Source organism: Candidatus Poribacteria bacterium (assembly GCA_021162805.1).
Lineage (GTDB): Bacteria > Poribacteria > WGA-4E > B28-G17 > B28-G17 > JAGGXZ01.
Map to the genome: position 1 here is coordinate 1 of JAGGXZ010000062.1, position 16,660 is coordinate 16,660.

Consider the following 16,660-nt stretch of genomic DNA (forward strand, 5'->3'; position numbering starts at 1 on the left):
CAGATCAAGATCCGTGTGAGGAGGGAGGTTGATGTCAGTTTCTTCTTCAGGGAGCATTTTCATCTTTGTGGTGCTCCTCAGCGCTTATGATCCCTATGATCGTGTACATTGTGGGAAATATCAGTTCTACTACAGAAGACCAGGGAATTATGCAATATATTTTGAACCTGGTTGGGTAAGTGGAGATTTAGAGTGGTTTTTCTCGGATGTAAATAAAGAAAGACTTCCAGCAAGAGGTGGAGGGTTTTTTGAGGCAATATATGATTTTGACCTAACCCCGAAAGACCTAAAAGATTTCTATCGTATAAGATAGATATGAACCCGATGGGGAGGATCTGGTGGTATGGATGGGATATAAGATGTGAGATGTAGGATGCAAGATACAAGATACGGGATACAGGATACAAGGAGGGTGAAAGAAACGAGGTGAAAGGCGATGGCTAAACCGATGAACATACTCCTGAGCGAGGAGCTGATAGAGAGGATATCCGAGATGTCCAGGGAGGAGGGCATAAGCAGGGCGGAGTTCATAAGGCGGGCGCTGGACAGTTACATACGGATAAAGGAGAAGGAGAGGAAACGAAGGGAGATCCAAAGGGCCATAGCCATCCAGGACCAGCTCCGAAAACAGACGCCCCCCTGGAACGGAATCGAGGAGCTCAGAAGACAGAGGGAGGGAAGAGGATGACCGACCGATACGTGCTCGATTCATCCGTCGTGATAAAATGGTTCTCCCAGACCGATGATCCCGACATCGAAAAGGCGCTGAAACTCCGATACGACCACATGGAGGAGAGATGTATCCTCACCGCCCCGAGCCTGATGCTCTGCGAGGTGGCGAACGTGCTGAGGTTTAAGCCGGGCTTCGACGAGGAGAAGGTGAAGACGGCGCTGGAGAGCCTGTCGCTGATGCATATCGATATCCTCCCCATCGATCCCGACCTCTGCGCCGAGGCCGTCGAGATAGCCTATGAAAGGGAGCTGACGGTCTACGACTCATACTTCATCGCCCTCGCCCATAAGCTCGATTGTAAGCTCATAACGGCGGATGAGAAACTGTATGAGAGGGCATCCGATATCCCCTGGGTGATCCCCCTTTCCGAACTGTAACGCCCGCAGTCGGCTGTCCGCCGCCTATACTATAGGTCATTTATCGTCATTTGTTGTCATTGATAGTCATTTGTAGTCATTCAAAATGACGGCGAAGCCGATTGGAAAACGTTAAAACGTTGAACGTTGGAACGTTAAACGTTCTAATGACGGCGAATTTGATCGTAGCTTTGCTCTTAGCTATCGCCTTGCCATCTTTCGCCGAGCTAACCCCACGGATTTTCCACCCGACCTCCTGAGAGGTTTTCTGAGCGCTTGAAAGGGTCGAAGGTGGCTCATGTATCAGGCCCGTCCGAAAGAACGGCTCAGAGAAGCTCTCAGAGGGTCGTTTTTCGCAAGGAGGAGATATCATGGGGACTGGGGAAAGAAAAAGGAAGGTGAAGCTCTTCGCGCTAAGCCATTATATAGAGAAAGCGCTTGAGCTGGCCGAATATGAACGTGACGAGAATGGTGTGATAATCGCCAAAGTACCGGGGGCTTCTGGATTTTTTGCCCAGGGAGATACTTTTGAGGAAGCTCGTGAGAATCTACGGGACGTTATCGAAGGGAACGTCCTTTTAGCCTTACAGCTCGGAATGGAGATCCCCGTCTTAGAAGGTGTGTCCATCGAGGAACGAGATGTCGAAGCTATCGCCCCTTAAACCGATCCAAGTGATCCGTAAGCTGAGGAAAGCGGACGTCATATCCGAATGGTTCACCCTGAAAAAGGCAAGATCATTCCGATACCTATGCATAAAGGTAAGGATGTTAGTGTGGGTTTGATCCGAGCCATTCTCCGTGAGATAGATATTACCCCGGAGGAATGGAATCAGCTTTGACCGACCTCAATTCTCGCTGCCGGGCGGTTTTGGTTAACATAATGGTCCTTATCGGAAATTTTTGGGTAACCAAATGGTTATGGGATCAGGATATCAAGCGTAACCTGGCGTATCCAGATGAGAAGGAGACAGATAAGCGGTATGAGCTCGCCTTTTTTGGGCGGGCGGTTGATTCCCATCGAGGCGTAAACCGCCATGAACGGCATAAGCGGCATCCTATATCTGGTATGCCCGTAGACCAGTGCCAATATCAGGGAAAATCCCACCAGAAAGGTTAAGGTAAGCCACCACCATCTGTCCCTGGAAGATCTCATAAAACCGATCGCACCGAGCGAAACCGTCATGATATAGTATACGCCCACAAGGCCGATGAACCCCGTCCTCGCGAATCTGTCCATCCAGGGATAATACCCGTTCTTTATCCTCCCCACAGGGACCCTGTCTATCTCCCACATGTCCATGATCTTACCGACGAATCTTACAAGGAAGAGGTCGGGTCGACGAAGGATATATCCCAATGCCAGCTTATATCCGAGCTTGTTCCTCAAAACCGGATCATCTCCGGCTAACCTGAAGAGCTGGGATTTGATCTTCAGATCGTTCATCCCGGAAAACTTCCATGAGTGCTGAAGCGGGGTTTCGGGATTGTTGCCGTAGTAGAAGTTACATCCGCCGTTTGTGCTTATAAGGATGAGATGACCGTGGACCGAGTAGTTCCTGGCCGTCCACGGCAAAAGCACCACCATCACCATCACCATGAAGGCGATCAATCGGATGATCCCAGCCTTTCCCCTATGTGGAACCTGCCATATCAGCCAGACCAGGAAAAGCGGAATGAAGGCCAGGAGCACTTCCCTAGTTAGCATTGCCATACCGTAAAGCAGACCGCTTCCAGCAAAGAGGAGGATTCCCTTCCGTCCTCTCATCTTCATCCCAACAGCCATAAGGTATAAAAAGCCCAGGAACAACGCCATGAAGACCGTCTCAGAATAGAGATAGCCCGTATAGGCTACAGCCGTCGGGTAGAAAGCCCATATCAGACCGCCGATAGTCCCAGCCTTCTCTCCCTTTATCTCCCCCCCCAGCAGATACAGCAGCAGAGCGGCTACCGCTCCGATCAACGCCTGAAAGAGCCTCACGGCCATATGGTTTCCGATTCCAAAAACCGCATATATAGCTGCCAGGAAGAAGGGATATCCTGGGGGACGGTATGAGTAGGGACATCCTGGATATTCGGTGAACTGGTGATATTTCAGCAGATTAGTCGCTATACGGTCATAGTCGATCTCATCGTTCCATAGTCTATCCTCGCCTAAAAAGGCGATCGGTATCCTTATCACCAGAGCTGATATAAAGATGAGCACTCCGATCTTCCATCTCATTTCTTCGGCACCTTGTAAAGCTGCTAACCACGAGGAGGAGATAGAAATCCTCGTTCTTAGCTCCTCGCTCCTTCCACACGGATCGGGTCTCTACTATGCTTAGCGATAATATGGGTGACTAAAATAGGTATATCGCCCCGATAGCCGTGAGCGCCCAGAGGAAAATATCGGTCAGAATAGGCCTGTCGCTCAACAGGTTCAGGGTGGGGTCGCCTCTATCGCCCCGGTGATATACCAGATACTGATATCTGAAAAGCCCGTAGAGGACGAAGGGAACCGTCAACAGCAATCTCCTATCGCCGACATGAGCTATCGTTTGAGGACTGATGGTGTAGAGCACATAGGCGATTATAGTCGCTCCTCCGATCACCAGCAGCATCTGATCCAGATAATACGGATTGTACTCGGAGAGCACGGCCCTATGAGATGCGGCGTCCTCGAGGTTCATGATCTCATGTCGTCTTTTGGAAAATCCCAGAAACAGCGCCAGCAAGCCCGTGCAGATCAGTATCCAATGTGAGGGCATAACCGATATGACCATTGCTCCTCCTAAGACCCTCAGGATAAACCCCGCCGCTATTGAGAACACGTCCAATATAACCACATGCTTGAGCTTGAAGGTGTAGAACACGTTGATCGTCAGATATGAGGCGGCGATCAGGCCGAAACCCGTGCCGATGCTGAACGCCCAAGAGATGGAGAGGACCATCAGGCCGATCGATAGGAGGATCGCTCCCCAGATCGGAATCTGTCCGGAGGCGATCGGCCTCTTCCTCTTGGCAGGGTGTATCCTGTCCTCGTTAACATCGATCAAGTCATTCAACACGTAGACGCCGCTTGAGAGGAGGCAGAAACAGAGGAAAGCCTCCATAGTTCTTATGACGGCGGAGGGATTAGCAAGCGATCCCGAGAACAGAAGCGGCCCCAGGAGGAACCCGTTTTTCACCCACTGGTGTGGTCTGATCAGATGCAGGAGAGCCGCCAGTCGCCTCGTTACGGAGTTACCTTTGATGTGGATTTTCACCGAATCTATGGCTGCAGAAAGCACTTTACCTTTACCTCCTTATCCTCAGATCTATTCGGTGATAATCCTTCCCCGGTATGGTCTGATCGAGAAACTCGAATCCGCGAACTTTCCCATTTAGCTTTCTAGCGAGAAAGGATCTGCTGTAATAAACCCATGAGACGCCTTTTCTTCGTCGTTTCAGGAGTCCGTATTTAATCAGGTCATACGGCCTGCGCAGAGATGGAATGAGCCCGAGCCTGGCTTTGAACCTGCGGAGAGGATCGAGGTCCTGGGTGTCATACCTCCAGGTCTCCAGAGTTGGGATATCCCCTATAAGGATTACCCCGCCGGGCTTACACACCCTGAGGAGCTCTGAAAGGGCTCTGGCGCCATAGTTTCGGGAGGGGAAATCGTGGAATACGCTATAGCAGAGGACCCTATCGAAGGATTCATCGGGAAAGGGCAGAGCGGCAGCCTCCGCCACGTAGAATTTCAACCCCTTTTCCCCGTATGTCTCTACGGCGCGGCGGATCATCCGCTCGGAGAAATCAATGCCCACCACGCTGTGAGCGACTTTTGATATCTCAAATGAGAGTCTCCCGGTGGCACAGCCGACCTCAAGGACGTTATCTCCCTCACTCACCTTCAGCTTATCGATCACATCCTTAACCATATATCCGTATACCTGTTCGGGGGAGTATCCGTCGGAGAACCTATACCCATGGGCGGCTATCCAATCTCCGATAAGCGCCCTTTCCTCCCATTCATGGCGCCACATTTCAAACCTTATCCTTTCCTCATCAGTCATCTTTTCTCCTCCTCGCCATCAACTCGAACTTCCCCTTCACCCATCTGAGAGGACCGATCTTTCTCAAAAGCGGTTTGAGGTATAGAAGGATAAAGGGTGAGGCTACGTTAAATATAACAAGGTTTCTATGTTCTCTTACTCTGTTAGTCCATCTCATCTTATAGCTCTCCGCCTGCCCGCCGAAGTCCACCTCAGATATCCCCTCTTCGAAGGCAAATCTGATCAGATCATACAGTATCAGCTTGCCGGGGGAGAGTTTACCGAAATTCAGGTTGAAGCTCGTTTTCAAACCGAGGATGGTCTTTTTATAGATTATATTGAACTGATATGCCGCCGGATGTCCATCCAGTTCGATCATGTTCAGATGAAGCCATCCTCTCCTATCCGCCAATCGTGCGAGATCCAGGAAGAACCTCGTCTCATCGGGATTTGAGAGGATCGAGGTCCCGCTTTTGTATTTCCAGCTTTTGCTTTCTATCTCGAGGACCTTTCCCATCAGCCATTCCACGTTGCCTCCGCTTCGGTAGTGGAGGCGATGCAGATAATGGTTTTTAGAGGCTCGGTTTAACCTGAGCCGTATCTCCTTTCGGAGGGATTTACCCCTTGCTCGCCAGTATTCCTCCCAGCTTCCCTCGATCAGGAGATATGGCGAGAGAGCGCCGGATATGATATCATAGATTGTCCCTGTCCCCCTGAGGGCTCTCTCGATCGGATGAATGGTGATCGAGTCAGCGGGGAGATCATCCAGACGGATCAGATCCCATTCATTCTTGATTTTCATCATATGTTTTATGATAGCCCTTAGCGCTTCTTCGGGTCTCTTCAACAGGAGAAAATCGGAGCGCAGGGCGATGTCGCTTCCGATTATCCTGACCGTTCTGCACCTCAGCCCATAGATCCTCTCATCGGCGATGTAGAACGGAGCGGCGGCGATCGGCTCGTTTGAATCCCATACCGTTAAAACCAGCAGTTCTTTGTCGCGGCCGAAGTGTTTCCACCAGAGCTTCAACCACTCATGCTTCAGGAAGAACATATCGTTTGGGGAATCCTCCAGCATTTGATCCCACATCGGTTTAACTCTCTTAAATTCGTCGAAGTTTCTTATCTCCTTAACTTTCATCTCCATCCTCCGAGCCGTTTCTATTCCTCAGAAGCGATATCGCCTCGTTCAGAATCCGTCCTTCGCTGAAGTTAAGCGCGGATAGATATATCACCGCTCCTACAAGGGTTCCACCTATAAGAAGCATAGGATCACTGTCCCATATCCTGACGATTATCGATCTATACGTTATCACCCCTCCGGCCATGGCGAACAGGGATATCATTACGGGAAACAGGGTTTTAAGGATCGATGTGTGTTCGATTTCGAGTTTGCCGGCCGCTATGATCTGCACTGCCAGGCTTACGGTGGTGACGGTTACGGCCACGGCGGCTGATATTCCCAGGATACCGTATCTGGCTGCGAATATCAGGCCGAATCCCAGGATAAGGCTTTTAGCGGCATCGAAGCAGAGGATCAACCCGGGTTTACCTATGGCTATCAGAACTGTCCTGGGTGTTTTCTCCATCACGAGCGCCAATCCCGCTATCGAGAGCAGCCTGATCGGCGTTATCGCCTCCGACCATTTCGCTCCCCACACCGTTCTGACCAGCTCCGGTGCCAGGATGAACAAACCAGCGATCAGAGGGGTTACGACCGAGGCGGTCACCTGTGTTGTCTTCAGATACCACGAACGTAACCTTTCACGTTGATCCCGAATGGCGGAGAAAGCGGGGAGCGTGAGCACGATGATCGAGGCTATCCTCTCCAGGGGGAAGGATATCAGCTTATAGGCCAGCGTGTATATCCCCAGAGCGTGTACGCCTAACATCTTACCCACGATCAGATAATCCCCGTTCGAGGATATGAACTCCAGCAGGTCTGATCCCATCACCTTCATCCCGAAGGGGGAGAGCTCCCTGAAAGCCTTAAGACTGAACCTCAGCCTCGGTCGCAATGTCACTTTATACCACAGCATCACCACATGTGATGCCCTACCGATCATCCCTCTGCCTACAAGCGACCAGATCCCAGCTCCGCCGAAGGCAAGAGCGAGGGCGGAGATCCCTGATATCACCTCCGATGTTCCCCTCATCAGGGAGAGCTCCTTAAATCTCATCGAACGATAGAGAAGCGATCTGGGAATGAAGGTCAATCCCTCAAGGATGACGTTAAACGCCAGGATGAGCATCAGGTTCCTCAGGATCGGGTTGCCGTAGTAGGAGGCGATTCTGGAGGAGAGGAACACCGCCGCGACGTAGAGGGCCAAGTTCATCCCGAGCTGTGACCAGAAGGCCGTATGCAGATGATCTCGGTTTAGATCCCTGCGCTGCACCAGCGCCGTGGTCAAGCCCAGCCCACCGATTATCACGTTGAACTCCAGCAGGACGGCGATTATCCCCACGGATCCGAAATCCTCAGGCGCAAGTATCCTCGCCAGCAAAGCGGTAACGGCGAACTGGAAGGAATATATGAAGATCTGGGCGCCAGCGCCCCAGATGAGGCCTTTTACGGTCTTAGACTCTAACTTTTCCATAGCTTTCTAACCCTGAGCAGGTTATCTTTGATCTTCTTCAACGGCTTAATTCTTCTCAAAACAGGCACCGAATAGAGGATGAAGAAAGGCGAAGTCCTGTTGTATAGGGTCAGATCTATATGCTCTCGGATTTGACTCGTCCATCTCGCCTTATACTCCTCATTATGGCCGGCCAGATCGAACTCGCTCATCCCATCCTGGAAAGCGGTCTGCAACATAAAGCTCCTGAGTATCAGTCCCGGGGAATATCTCCTGTATTCCTCATCATATCCGATCCTCAACCCGTAGACGGTCCCGTTGTATGCGAGTTTGTATTCAAAGGCGATCGGCCGTCCGTCGAACTCCAACAGTCCCACGTAAAGCCATCCACGCTCGTTCGCCAAACGGGTCAATCGATAGAGGGCCTTTCTCACATCAGGATTCAGGATTATCGCCGCCCCGGTCTTATATCTCCAGCTCCTGGCGTCCACCTCCACGATTTTATCCATCAGCAGGTCAACATTTTCGGTTCGGGTGATCCTTTTCAGCTCGACCCGATATTCCCTTTCGGCCCTCCGCCTTTTGTATTTTATCTCCTTTCTAAGCGACCTGCTCCTTGAGGCTAGATACGAATTCCAATCCCCTGTCAGGGGGATATACGGTGAGAGCCGGCTTATGGTATATCCGAATCGAAATTCGCTTTCCCACAGTTTATCTATCAACAGATCGGTGTTCGGTGAATCTAGCGGCAGGTTGTTGAGCACGGCCAGATCCCAGATATGCCGGTTGTGATGTAGAAAATCCAGCACCGCGTTGATGGCCTCAGCGAGTTTTTCGGTCAGGATCAGATGAGATCGCATTCCGTCATATCCCAGAAAGCGGATGACCCTGCATTTTCGACCAAGCCTACGTTCCCTTAGGACCACAAAAGGGGCGATAGCTATCGGCCTATTACCATCATAAACCGTTAGAATCAACATCCTCCTTTCTTTCTCGAGATCGATCGCCCCCCAATAGGCCTGCATCCATTCATGTGTCAGGTAGATCATGCTATCGGGACACCTTTCAAGGAGCGCATCCCATATCGGTTTCATCCGCATGAATTCGCTTTCATCCTTAACTACTTTGACCCTCATCCCATCACCTTCCCCTTCGGATTTTGAGCCTCACCATCTCCCGTTTGACCGGCCTCCAGTGAAGCTTATACTCCTCATCCCCTCGCATGAGGTCATATCTTCGCAGGCCGGATCGGATCGCATCCTCGATGCAGAGGCTCTCCAAAGCTATTCCCGGTGATATCCTGTTGGTCTCCAGAGATCGGATTCCGGATTGATATATGTAAAGGGCATCACCCTCCCTGAATCCGTAGTTGATTGCTATCGTCTCACCCTCGAGATCCAGGCTCGTCATGTAGAGCTTTCCCTCGTCCAAGAGCCTGCGCGAGATGAGCCTGTGAAATCTGGTAAACCTCTCGCTTGAGAAGACCCCTGGTCTTCCCAGGGACCTCATTCTCTCCTGGTGAAGTTCGATTAACCTGCCGAAGGCCGCCTCCAGTTCTGAATGAGTCTTAACCGATCTGAAATGTGCTTTCGCCAAATCTCTTCTGTTCCGTCTGATCTTCTTGCGGAAGGACTGGCTCAATTGAGCCAGATAGCTTTCCCAACTTTCGGGAAGTTCCACACAGAAACTGGGTATCCGTCCGAGCTCCTGTATCTTAAATCCCCTATCGGAGGCGATCCGCTTCAACAGCCCGACCGTTCCGGAGCGAGCTTCCAGGGACTCGATCACGATCTCATCCCACCTCTCGCCCTGGAGGGCGTCGAATATCCCTTCGATCGCTTCCTCCTCACGACCTCGGCGAAGGATGAAATCCAGGTAGTCCGAACAGATCTCATCGCTTTCCCTCTCGCCGGTGGCAAGCAATCTGATCTGGAGCATGGGGATCAGGCCGAACCGCTTTATCCTTCTGCGCCAGAGCGGTGCTATGCCTATGAGCTCATCACCACCGTAGATGAGGATGACGAACAGCTCGCCTTCCTCGCCGAACACCTCCCACCACGTCCACATCCAGGTCCAGGTTGTCGAGATAGACCTTGATCCGCTTTCATTTTGCAGTTTTTCCCATCTTGGTCGTAGATCGATGAGATCTCTCCGATCAGTTATGATCTGTGATCTGATCTTCATGATCGTATCCCCCTGATCAGATCCAGGTTCGATATAAGCTCGAAATCACGATATCTTCCCGGGTTGCCGCTCAGTCCTGCCTCGGCGGCTCTTATGATGTTATACATCTCCCTTGCGGTGACGTAATGAAGCCTGAATTTTTTGCCGTCGTTGTATTTCTCCTCCATGTAGGAGAGCATCTCGTCCATCGGACCATATGGGTCGAGCAGCATCCTGGCATTTCGATCGGTGGCTCCGTGTGTGTGAATCTTGATGAAGATCCATTCCGGTCTTCCTTTAACCTGTATGCCGGTTTTCACCCAGAGATCTGCCCTCCGCGGATCTGGGGGATTATGCCAGCTTATATCTGAGTTTTCGATCCTCGGCAGGAGGCCCCATCTTCTGCTGTGCCAATTCAGCCTAAGGGGGCCTGTGATGATCATCAGGTCGCCCTTCCTGTATCCGCCCACCTTGACCGGATCACCTCTGTCATGGGATCGCGGTTCTTCCGGATCATCCTCGGCCCAGTAGATGGCGTTGACCATTCTCGGCTGAGTGGGATGAGGGGCTGAGGGATAGGTGAAATCGGCATAACAGCCGGTTTGTTTCAGAACCTTCAACTCGCAGTTCACCCCACACCATCTGCCGTTCCAGGAGTTGTCCAAAGCCCAATTGCCGTGAATGAAAGCGTATCTGGCGTTTTTGGGAACCGGTTCGCTCCATCGAGATCTAGCCATTCCGCCCTGAAACATATAAAGTTTCTTGGCAAGGTTGAGCTTCCTCATCAGGTCCACGGGGTTATCCCTGTCGTGATGTAGATGGAGCTCTATCTCGCCATATCCCTCCGCGCAGAGCTCGGCCAGTCTCTCCAGATGCTCCGAGAAGTATTCATCCAGCGGGAAGAACCAGGTATGCCTCGGAGGACGGCCATCGAAATCTTTATGTCTTTCGGCAAAACGGGGATACCACCTGACCCATCTCGATACCCTCTCCCTCTCGACTTTCATCGACACTTGTCCCACCCTGGGCTCGAAATGGTCCGCCACGCAGAAGATCACCTCAACTGGGCCTACATCTCCGATCATGTTTCTGCTGAACTCCCCTTTAATAGCTCGCAGATACGGCCTTATCAGCCTCATGAGTCATCATCTCCTTCTTCTCGACGCTGATACGGCATCTGAGCAATAACCATACCATTTGGGAAACCATATATATAGCGGTTTCCGGGCATGTTCCTGTGAAATTGAATTCCCATAGAGTGAAGAATCGATCCTATTCTGCAACAGGGTGATCCCCAACTATCGCGTTATAAGCGGCTTCACCGATGGCATACTTGTTGCTCATAAGTTCTGTAGCACCTGTTAGAGGAGCGAAACGGTGAAAGGCAGATGGTACCTGAAGGTTCTAATCCAGAAATCCCTTTCATTAATGCCTTATGGATGCGCCCTGAATTTTTTATTGCAGAGGCGATATGGCGAGCTCAAGGAGATCTCTGTTGCCGATAAGCTTGAGGAGATAGTAAGAACCTTCGTCGTCCCCATTCTGCGAAGGCAGGGTACGATAACTGGCGTCAAGGTGGTGGAGATAGGAACGGGATGGGTTCCGATACTGCCGATAACCCTATCCCTTTTAGGCGCACGTTGCGAAACCTTCGACATAGCTAAACACCTGAAAACGGAGATAGTCATCAGGACATTGGCCGAAATGCGAAGACATCTCGTGATCCTAACGGAAATATCCGGATTCTCACTCCGAGATGCTGAGAGGAAACTTGAAAGGGCTCTTGGGAGATCCAAGGTTGAAGATATCATGGAGACGCTGGGCATCTATTATCTGGCACCGACTGATACAACGGATCTGCCGGTAGCCTCCGATTCCCGGGATGTCACGGTATCCCGATTGGTGTTAGCGCATATCCCTCCGAGTATCCTGCCCGCTGTCCTGAAGGAATTATATAGGATAACAAGACCGGGTGGGTTGTCGATCCATAGGGTGAATCTTCACGATGAATATGCTGCCTCCGATCCGAAGGCGACCTCGATAAACTTCCTCAGATACCCCGGCTGGTTTTGGGATAGATTCGTGAACAACCGCATAAAATATCTCAATCGAGCTCGCTATCCTTACTATCTGGACCTCTTCGAGAAAACGGGGTTCAGGATCGTCAGCCTCGATAGGACGTTGGATAAACGTTCATATAATGCTCTATCCAGCATGAGGGTAGCCAGGGAATTCAGAGGTTACTCGAGAGAGGAGCTGGCAACCATTAAATTCACAGTTATCCTGGAGAAGCCGAGATGAATGAGGCCTTGATGTTGCTCTACCATTCGATAGATCCGGGCGATGGGAAGGTGGACGGCGATAAGCTGATCTATTCGGTTAAGTTGAAGGAGTTCAGGCGACAGATGGAATATCTGTCAAGGTCGGGATATGACGTGATCTCGCTTGATGAACTTGTCCTCCATATATGCGCCGGAGAGCCCCTTCCCAAGAGGGCGGTGATTATAACGTTCGATGACGGCAACTCGAGCGATTATGAGTATGGAGTGCCGGAGCTTTTGAGATACGGATTTCACGCTACGTTCTTCATCACCGTCCGAAACGTAGGGATAACCCTGGGATGGAGGCAGATTAAGGAGATGGCAGAGCTGGGTATGTCGATCCAATCACATACGGTGACACATCCGTTCCTGTCGGATCTACCGCCCGACGCGATAAGATGGGAGCTTCGGGAATCGAAGAAAATCATAGAGGAAATGACGGGCGAAACCGTCCTATATCTGGCCCTCCCCGGCGGGCGATACAGCAGGGTCGTGAAAAGGATAGCGATGGAGTGCGGGTATAAGGCTATCTGCACCTCTGAGATAGGAACCAACGGCCCCGATACGGATTTATACAGGCTGAGAAGATGGATCGTGAGGAGAAATACGGATATGTCGGAATTTCAGAGGATCGTGGAAGGCGATAAATTTACTGAATTACGCTGCAAAACCAGGTATGTTCTGCTCAATGCAGCGAAAAAGGTGCTGGGGAATAAATCGTATGTAAGGTTGAGACGAAAATTATTGGATGGGGTGAAGCCGTGAAGATAGCAGAACTGGCGTTTTGGATGTCTATCTTTTTCATCATCTACACCTACTTCGGATATCCCTTAACGTTGCTCGTGCTATCGCGCTTTAAAACCGCTCTTCCGAGGAAATCCTATAATCGACATCCGCTTGTGTCGGTTATCATATCGGCATACAACGAGGAGAAGGTGATAGGGGCGAAGCTGAGAAACCTTTTGGACCAGGAATATCCGAAGGACAAGCTGGAGGTGATCGTGGTGTCAGATGGCTCTACGGATGATACCGATATCATAGTCCAGCGATTCCCCGATCCCAGGGTGAAGCTGATCAAATTACCGGAGAGAGGTGGAAAACCCAGAGCGTTAAACGTGGGTGTATCTCATGCCAGGGGAGAGATCATACTGTTTTCGGATTCCAGACAGCTCTACGCGAGGAACTCCATTAAGGAGATAGTGGCGAACTTCAACGACGAATCGGTCGGAGCCGTCAGCGGTGAACTATGTCTGGTTGAGGGGCCGGATTATCAAAGCGGTGGCCTCAATGAGACTACGGAAAGCATTGGGATCTATTGGAAATACGAGAAGCTGTTGAGAAAGCTCGAAAGCAGGATGGACTCCGTCGTGGGAGCCACAGGGGCGATATACGCCATAAGACGGGAGCTATTTCATCCGATAGCCGAGGACATAATTCTCGATGATGTCCTTATACCGATGCGTGTTGCGCTCCAGGGGTATAGGGTTGTGTTTGAACCTAAGGCCAAGGCGTTCGACCCGATCGCACCGGATCCTAAGAGGGAATTCATCAGAAAGGTGAGAACCCTCGCCGGCAACTTCCAGCTTTTCCTGAGGTTTAAAGAGCTCTATAATCCCTTTAGGAACAGGTTGCTTTTTCAGATGATATCCCACAAGGTATTTCGACTCCTCGTCCCGTTCGCTTTGATCTTCGCTTTTATCCTCAATGCATCGCTCATAAGCACAGCTCCGTTCTACAAGGGGGCTCTTATAGCACAACTTCTCCTTTATCTAGCCGCCCTATCAGGGCATCTTACATCTCATCATGGTAACCTGAAACCGTGGCGTTTTCTATCCATACCTTACACCTTCCTGATGCTTAATACTGCCGTGATGGTGGGGCTTTACAGATATGCGACGGGGAAACAGAAGGTGACATGGTGTAAAGGTACCTCTCCACAATTTGAGATAACAGCTCGAATCGGTTCTCCCAGGATTCATCCCTGACGGCCTCAAGCCTTCTCCTCGCCAGATATGGTATGTCACCGTGGATCGCCACCTCTAGGGCTACCTCGAACTCTCGGTGATCTCGAGCGAGGTAGACGACATCCGAGAACTTCCTTATCTCCGGCAGGTCGGTCGCCACCACCGGCAGACCCGAGGCCAGATATTCCCTCAATTTGAGCGGGTTGGAGTTGAGCGTCATCTCGTTCACGGCAAACGGTATAACCGCCACATCGAATCCCTTATTATAGGCAGGTAGCTCCTCATAGGGTTTGACGCCGAGGTAGTGGACGTTGGGGAACCTCAACAGATGTGATATATCATCTCCGAGTTTTCCTATGAGCACCAGCGACCAATTCCGATGTCTGGCCGCAAGATACTCGAGAAGGTCAAAATCGAGCCACCTCCGTTCGATGAACCCGTAAAAACCTATCCTAGGCCTAGGTATCCGATCCAGATCATCGGGTACCTTGAGATCCGGATCTAGAGCTTTGGCGAAGTGATCCACATCGATGCCATGGGGTATGTAAAAGGTGTTGGGATTGACCTTGATCTTTTCCTCGTATAGTTTCAGCGAGGACGTGATGCATATCCGCACGCTCTCCAGAAGTTTCCTTTCGAGCTTCTTTATAGTTTGGCTATGAACCCCCGTGAAGCTTGAGTAATCATCCACACAGTAGTAGATCGCTATGCTCTCGCCAAGCTTCCCGGGCAACGCCCATCCCGTCGGGATGAATATGAAGAGGATCGGCGATCGAAACCTGAGCTCCAAAAGGGCGCTTTTGATGGAGAGGGTCAAAAGAATCGAGTTGAACATCCCTATCGGCCTGAAACGATGAAGGGGGATCGCCGGTGGCGTCAAAACGAAGATGTTGGGCTGAACCTGTCTGAGTCTGCTTACCATCCCCCTGAATTTGCCCGTGATCCTTTTCAGATCAAATTTGCTCAACTTAGGCGAGCGAAGTCCTGTGGACTCCACGAATAAGATCCTGTTGTTAAACTTGGCCATTTTGGTGGCCAGATGATATTTGCTGGTTTTAAGACCGATGCCCCAATCGTCTGATGAAACTATGATGATGTCTCTATCCCTGATCATCCTCTCATCTCCTCAAGGATCGAGCTAGTAGGAGGATCCTCCTGGCGTTTTCATCCCAGGAGAGTCCCTCTACCTTCGCCCTGATTTTCGCTTTGTTCCAAGGACGGAGGGACTTAAGAACGGCCATAGCCAACGATTTCGGATCGGCCGGCCGGCAGAGATATCCCCCTTCGCCGTCCACCAGTATCTCTCTCACCCCTCCGACATCTGAGGCGACCACCGGTCTGCCGCAGGCATGCGCCTCAAGTATCACGTTGGGAAGCCCCTCGTTTAGGCTCGGAAGACAAAGCAGATCAGCAGCATTCATCCACAGCGGTATCTCCTCGTGAGGCCGCCGCCCGATGAACCACACCCGTTCTCTGAGCCTCAGCTTACAGCTCAACTCCTGAAGCTCCCTTCTTTCCGGTCCATCACCTATAAGGATGAGTTTCAGATTCGGCAGCCGTTTTGATTTTGACAGGATCGAGAGCGCTTCCATCAAAATCCGAGCCCCTTTTATCGGGTAGAAATTGCCGACGAAGAGTATAAGCCGGCCGTCGAAGATCCTATCGGGGAATCCCCGCTCGATCAGCTTTGTGATCGCAACGGATCTATCCATGGGTCTGAACAGATCGGTATCCACGCCGTTATAGTGAACTTCTATCTTCTCCTCGTTCACGCCGAGCGCCATGATTTTCCTTTTAAGATCATGACTTACCGCTATGACGACATCTGCCTTCCTGAGGGCCCAGCCGATCGATCTTCTCCTGAGCCTGTTTTCGGTGAACAGGTTTATATCCGTGCCGAGAGCCTTTATGACACAAGGTTTATCCAGGATCCTCGAAACCATCAGCGCTGCTACGCCATCGGGATCACACCATGCGACCAGAAGCAGATCCGGATCGAATCCGCCTCCGATGATCCTTTTGATCGTCCGCCATAGGGGAGGTATCAGCCACAGGGCATAGAGGGATCTGCCTATTTTGGGCGTCCAGAGATATCTCGGGTAGAAGGTTTCTAGCCCTCTGATGATATCCCTTTTAGGGACACCCCTGAACTTCCCTATGGGCAGAGGTGAGATGACTTTCACATCGGCGAGCCTTGACAGAGCGGAGAACTCCTGCAAGTTGAAGGTTCCCAGCTGTGGATTTCGCCTGTTTGGAAATAGGTTCGACACAGCTATAATCCTCGTCATCCCGAGATGACCTCCTCGTAGAGCGCCTGATATGCCTTGATCATCGCTTTTATGCTGAACCGTTCAACGGCCCTTTTACGCGCCTGAATCGAGAGTTTCTCCCTCAGTTCGGGATCATGGATCAGCTTCAGGAGGGCGATAGCCATCTGTTGTGGGGAACGGGGAGGAATCAGAAAACCGTTTAAGCCGTGTTCCACCGCTTCCGGTATACCGCCTACATCTGTCGCCACGATCGGGAGACCGAC

At 51.1% G+C, this 16,660-nt stretch carries 18 protein-coding genes; 8 read left to right on the forward strand and 10 right to left on the reverse strand.

Annotation, left to right across the window (positions count from 1 at the left end; all coding sequences use genetic code 11):
- Positions 1-31: 31 nt before the first annotated feature.
- The 5 genes from J7M22_04835 (at position 32) to J7M22_04855 (ending at position 1,928) form a co-directional block, all read left to right on the forward strand.
- On the forward strand, positions 32-313 hold the full coding sequence (locus tag J7M22_04835) for a hypothetical protein (protein ID MCD6505934.1): 282 nt from the start codon (positions 32-34) through the stop codon (positions 311-313).
- A gap of 123 nt (positions 314-436) precedes the next feature.
- On the forward strand, positions 437-688 hold the full coding sequence (locus J7M22_04840; protein ID MCD6505935.1) for a ribbon-helix-helix protein, CopG family: 252 nt from the start codon (positions 437-439) through the stop codon (positions 686-688).
- Complete coding sequence (locus tag J7M22_04845) at positions 685-1,110, forward strand: type II toxin-antitoxin system VapC family toxin (protein MCD6505936.1); 426 nt, start codon at positions 685-687, stop codon at positions 1,108-1,110. The genes J7M22_04840 and J7M22_04845 overlap by 4 nt, the downstream gene beginning before the upstream one ends.
- Positions 1,111-1,460: 350 nt before the next feature.
- Positions 1,461-1,751 carry a type II toxin-antitoxin system HicB family antitoxin gene (locus J7M22_04850; protein ID MCD6505937.1) on the forward strand — a complete coding sequence of 97 codons (291 nt, stop codon included), beginning with the start codon at positions 1,461-1,463 and terminating at the stop codon, positions 1,749-1,751.
- 48 nt (positions 1,752-1,799) lie between these two features.
- Positions 1,800-1,928 carry a type II toxin-antitoxin system HicA family toxin gene (locus J7M22_04855; GenBank protein MCD6505938.1) on the forward strand — a complete coding sequence of 43 codons (129 nt, stop codon included), beginning with the start codon at positions 1,800-1,802 and terminating at the stop codon, positions 1,926-1,928.
- 77 nt (positions 1,929-2,005) lie between these two features.
- On the opposite strand, the gene J7M22_04860 is transcribed toward J7M22_04855, so the two are convergent.
- The 8 genes from J7M22_04860 to J7M22_04895 form a co-directional block, all read right to left on the reverse strand.
- Positions 2,006-3,310 (reverse strand): glycosyltransferase family 39 protein, encoded by a 1,305-nt coding sequence (locus J7M22_04860; GenBank protein MCD6505939.1) that lies wholly within the window; start codon positions 3,308-3,310, stop codon positions 2,006-2,008.
- A gap of 118 nt (positions 3,311-3,428) precedes the next feature.
- On the reverse strand, positions 3,429-4,358 hold the full coding sequence (locus J7M22_04865) for a decaprenyl-phosphate phosphoribosyltransferase (protein MCD6505940.1): 930 nt from the start codon (positions 4,356-4,358) through the stop codon (positions 3,429-3,431).
- 7 nt (positions 4,359-4,365) lie between these two features.
- On the reverse strand, positions 4,366-5,124 hold the full coding sequence (locus tag J7M22_04870; protein ID MCD6505941.1) for a class I SAM-dependent methyltransferase: 759 nt from the start codon (positions 5,122-5,124) through the stop codon (positions 4,366-4,368).
- A complete protein-coding gene (locus J7M22_04875) occupies positions 5,117-6,244 on the reverse strand; it encodes a GNAT family N-acetyltransferase (GenBank protein MCD6505942.1) in 1,128 nt (375 codons plus the stop codon). Before J7M22_04875 ends, J7M22_04870 begins: the two co-directional genes overlap by 8 nt.
- Positions 6,234-7,700, reverse strand: a complete 1,467-nt coding sequence (locus tag J7M22_04880; protein ID MCD6505943.1) for a lipopolysaccharide biosynthesis protein — start codon at positions 7,698-7,700, stop codon at positions 6,234-6,236. The genes J7M22_04875 and J7M22_04880 overlap by 11 nt, the downstream gene beginning before the upstream one ends.
- Positions 7,688-8,815: a GNAT family N-acetyltransferase gene (locus tag J7M22_04885; GenBank protein MCD6505944.1), complete on the reverse strand. Its 1,128-nt coding sequence runs from the start codon at positions 8,813-8,815 to the stop codon at positions 7,688-7,690. The genes J7M22_04880 and J7M22_04885 overlap by 13 nt, the downstream gene beginning before the upstream one ends.
- A gap of 4 nt (positions 8,816-8,819) precedes the next feature.
- A complete protein-coding gene (locus tag J7M22_04890; protein ID MCD6505945.1) occupies positions 8,820-9,863 on the reverse strand; it encodes a GNAT family N-acetyltransferase in 1,044 nt (347 codons plus the stop codon).
- Positions 9,860-10,927, reverse strand: coding sequence for a hypothetical protein (locus tag J7M22_04895; protein ID MCD6505946.1), 1,068 nt, complete (start codon positions 10,925-10,927; stop codon positions 9,860-9,862). Before J7M22_04895 ends, J7M22_04890 begins: the two co-directional genes overlap by 4 nt.
- A 292-nt stretch (positions 10,928-11,219) precedes the next feature.
- Here J7M22_04895 and J7M22_04900 point away from each other — a divergent pair, with 292 nt between their 5' ends.
- The 3 genes from J7M22_04900 to J7M22_04910 are packed head-to-tail and all read left to right on the forward strand — an operon-like array spanning position 11,220 to position 14,148.
- The gene (locus J7M22_04900) at positions 11,220-12,143 is read left to right on the forward strand and encodes a class I SAM-dependent methyltransferase (GenBank protein MCD6505947.1); all 924 of its coding nucleotides are present in this window, start codon (positions 11,220-11,222) and stop codon (positions 12,141-12,143) included.
- The gene (locus tag J7M22_04905) at positions 12,140-12,928 is read left to right on the forward strand and encodes a polysaccharide deacetylase family protein (protein ID MCD6505948.1); all 789 of its coding nucleotides are present in this window, start codon (positions 12,140-12,142) and stop codon (positions 12,926-12,928) included. Before J7M22_04900 ends, J7M22_04905 begins: the two co-directional genes overlap by 4 nt.
- Complete coding sequence (locus J7M22_04910) at positions 12,925-14,148, forward strand: glycosyltransferase family 2 protein (GenBank protein ID MCD6505949.1); 1,224 nt, start codon at positions 12,925-12,927, stop codon at positions 14,146-14,148. Before J7M22_04905 ends, J7M22_04910 begins: the two co-directional genes overlap by 4 nt.
- Positions 14,149-15,245: 1,097 nt before the next feature.
- Here J7M22_04910 and J7M22_04915 read toward each other — a convergent pair.
- Both J7M22_04915 and J7M22_04920 read right to left on the reverse strand, forming a co-directional pair.
- Positions 15,246-16,415 (reverse strand): glycosyltransferase family 4 protein, encoded by a 1,170-nt coding sequence (locus tag J7M22_04915; GenBank protein ID MCD6505950.1) that lies wholly within the window; start codon positions 16,413-16,415, stop codon positions 15,246-15,248.
- Positions 16,412-16,660: glycosyltransferase (locus J7M22_04920; protein MCD6505951.1), on the reverse strand; the 249-nt coding region annotated here is incomplete at its 5' end. The genes J7M22_04915 and J7M22_04920, both read right to left, overlap by 4 nt.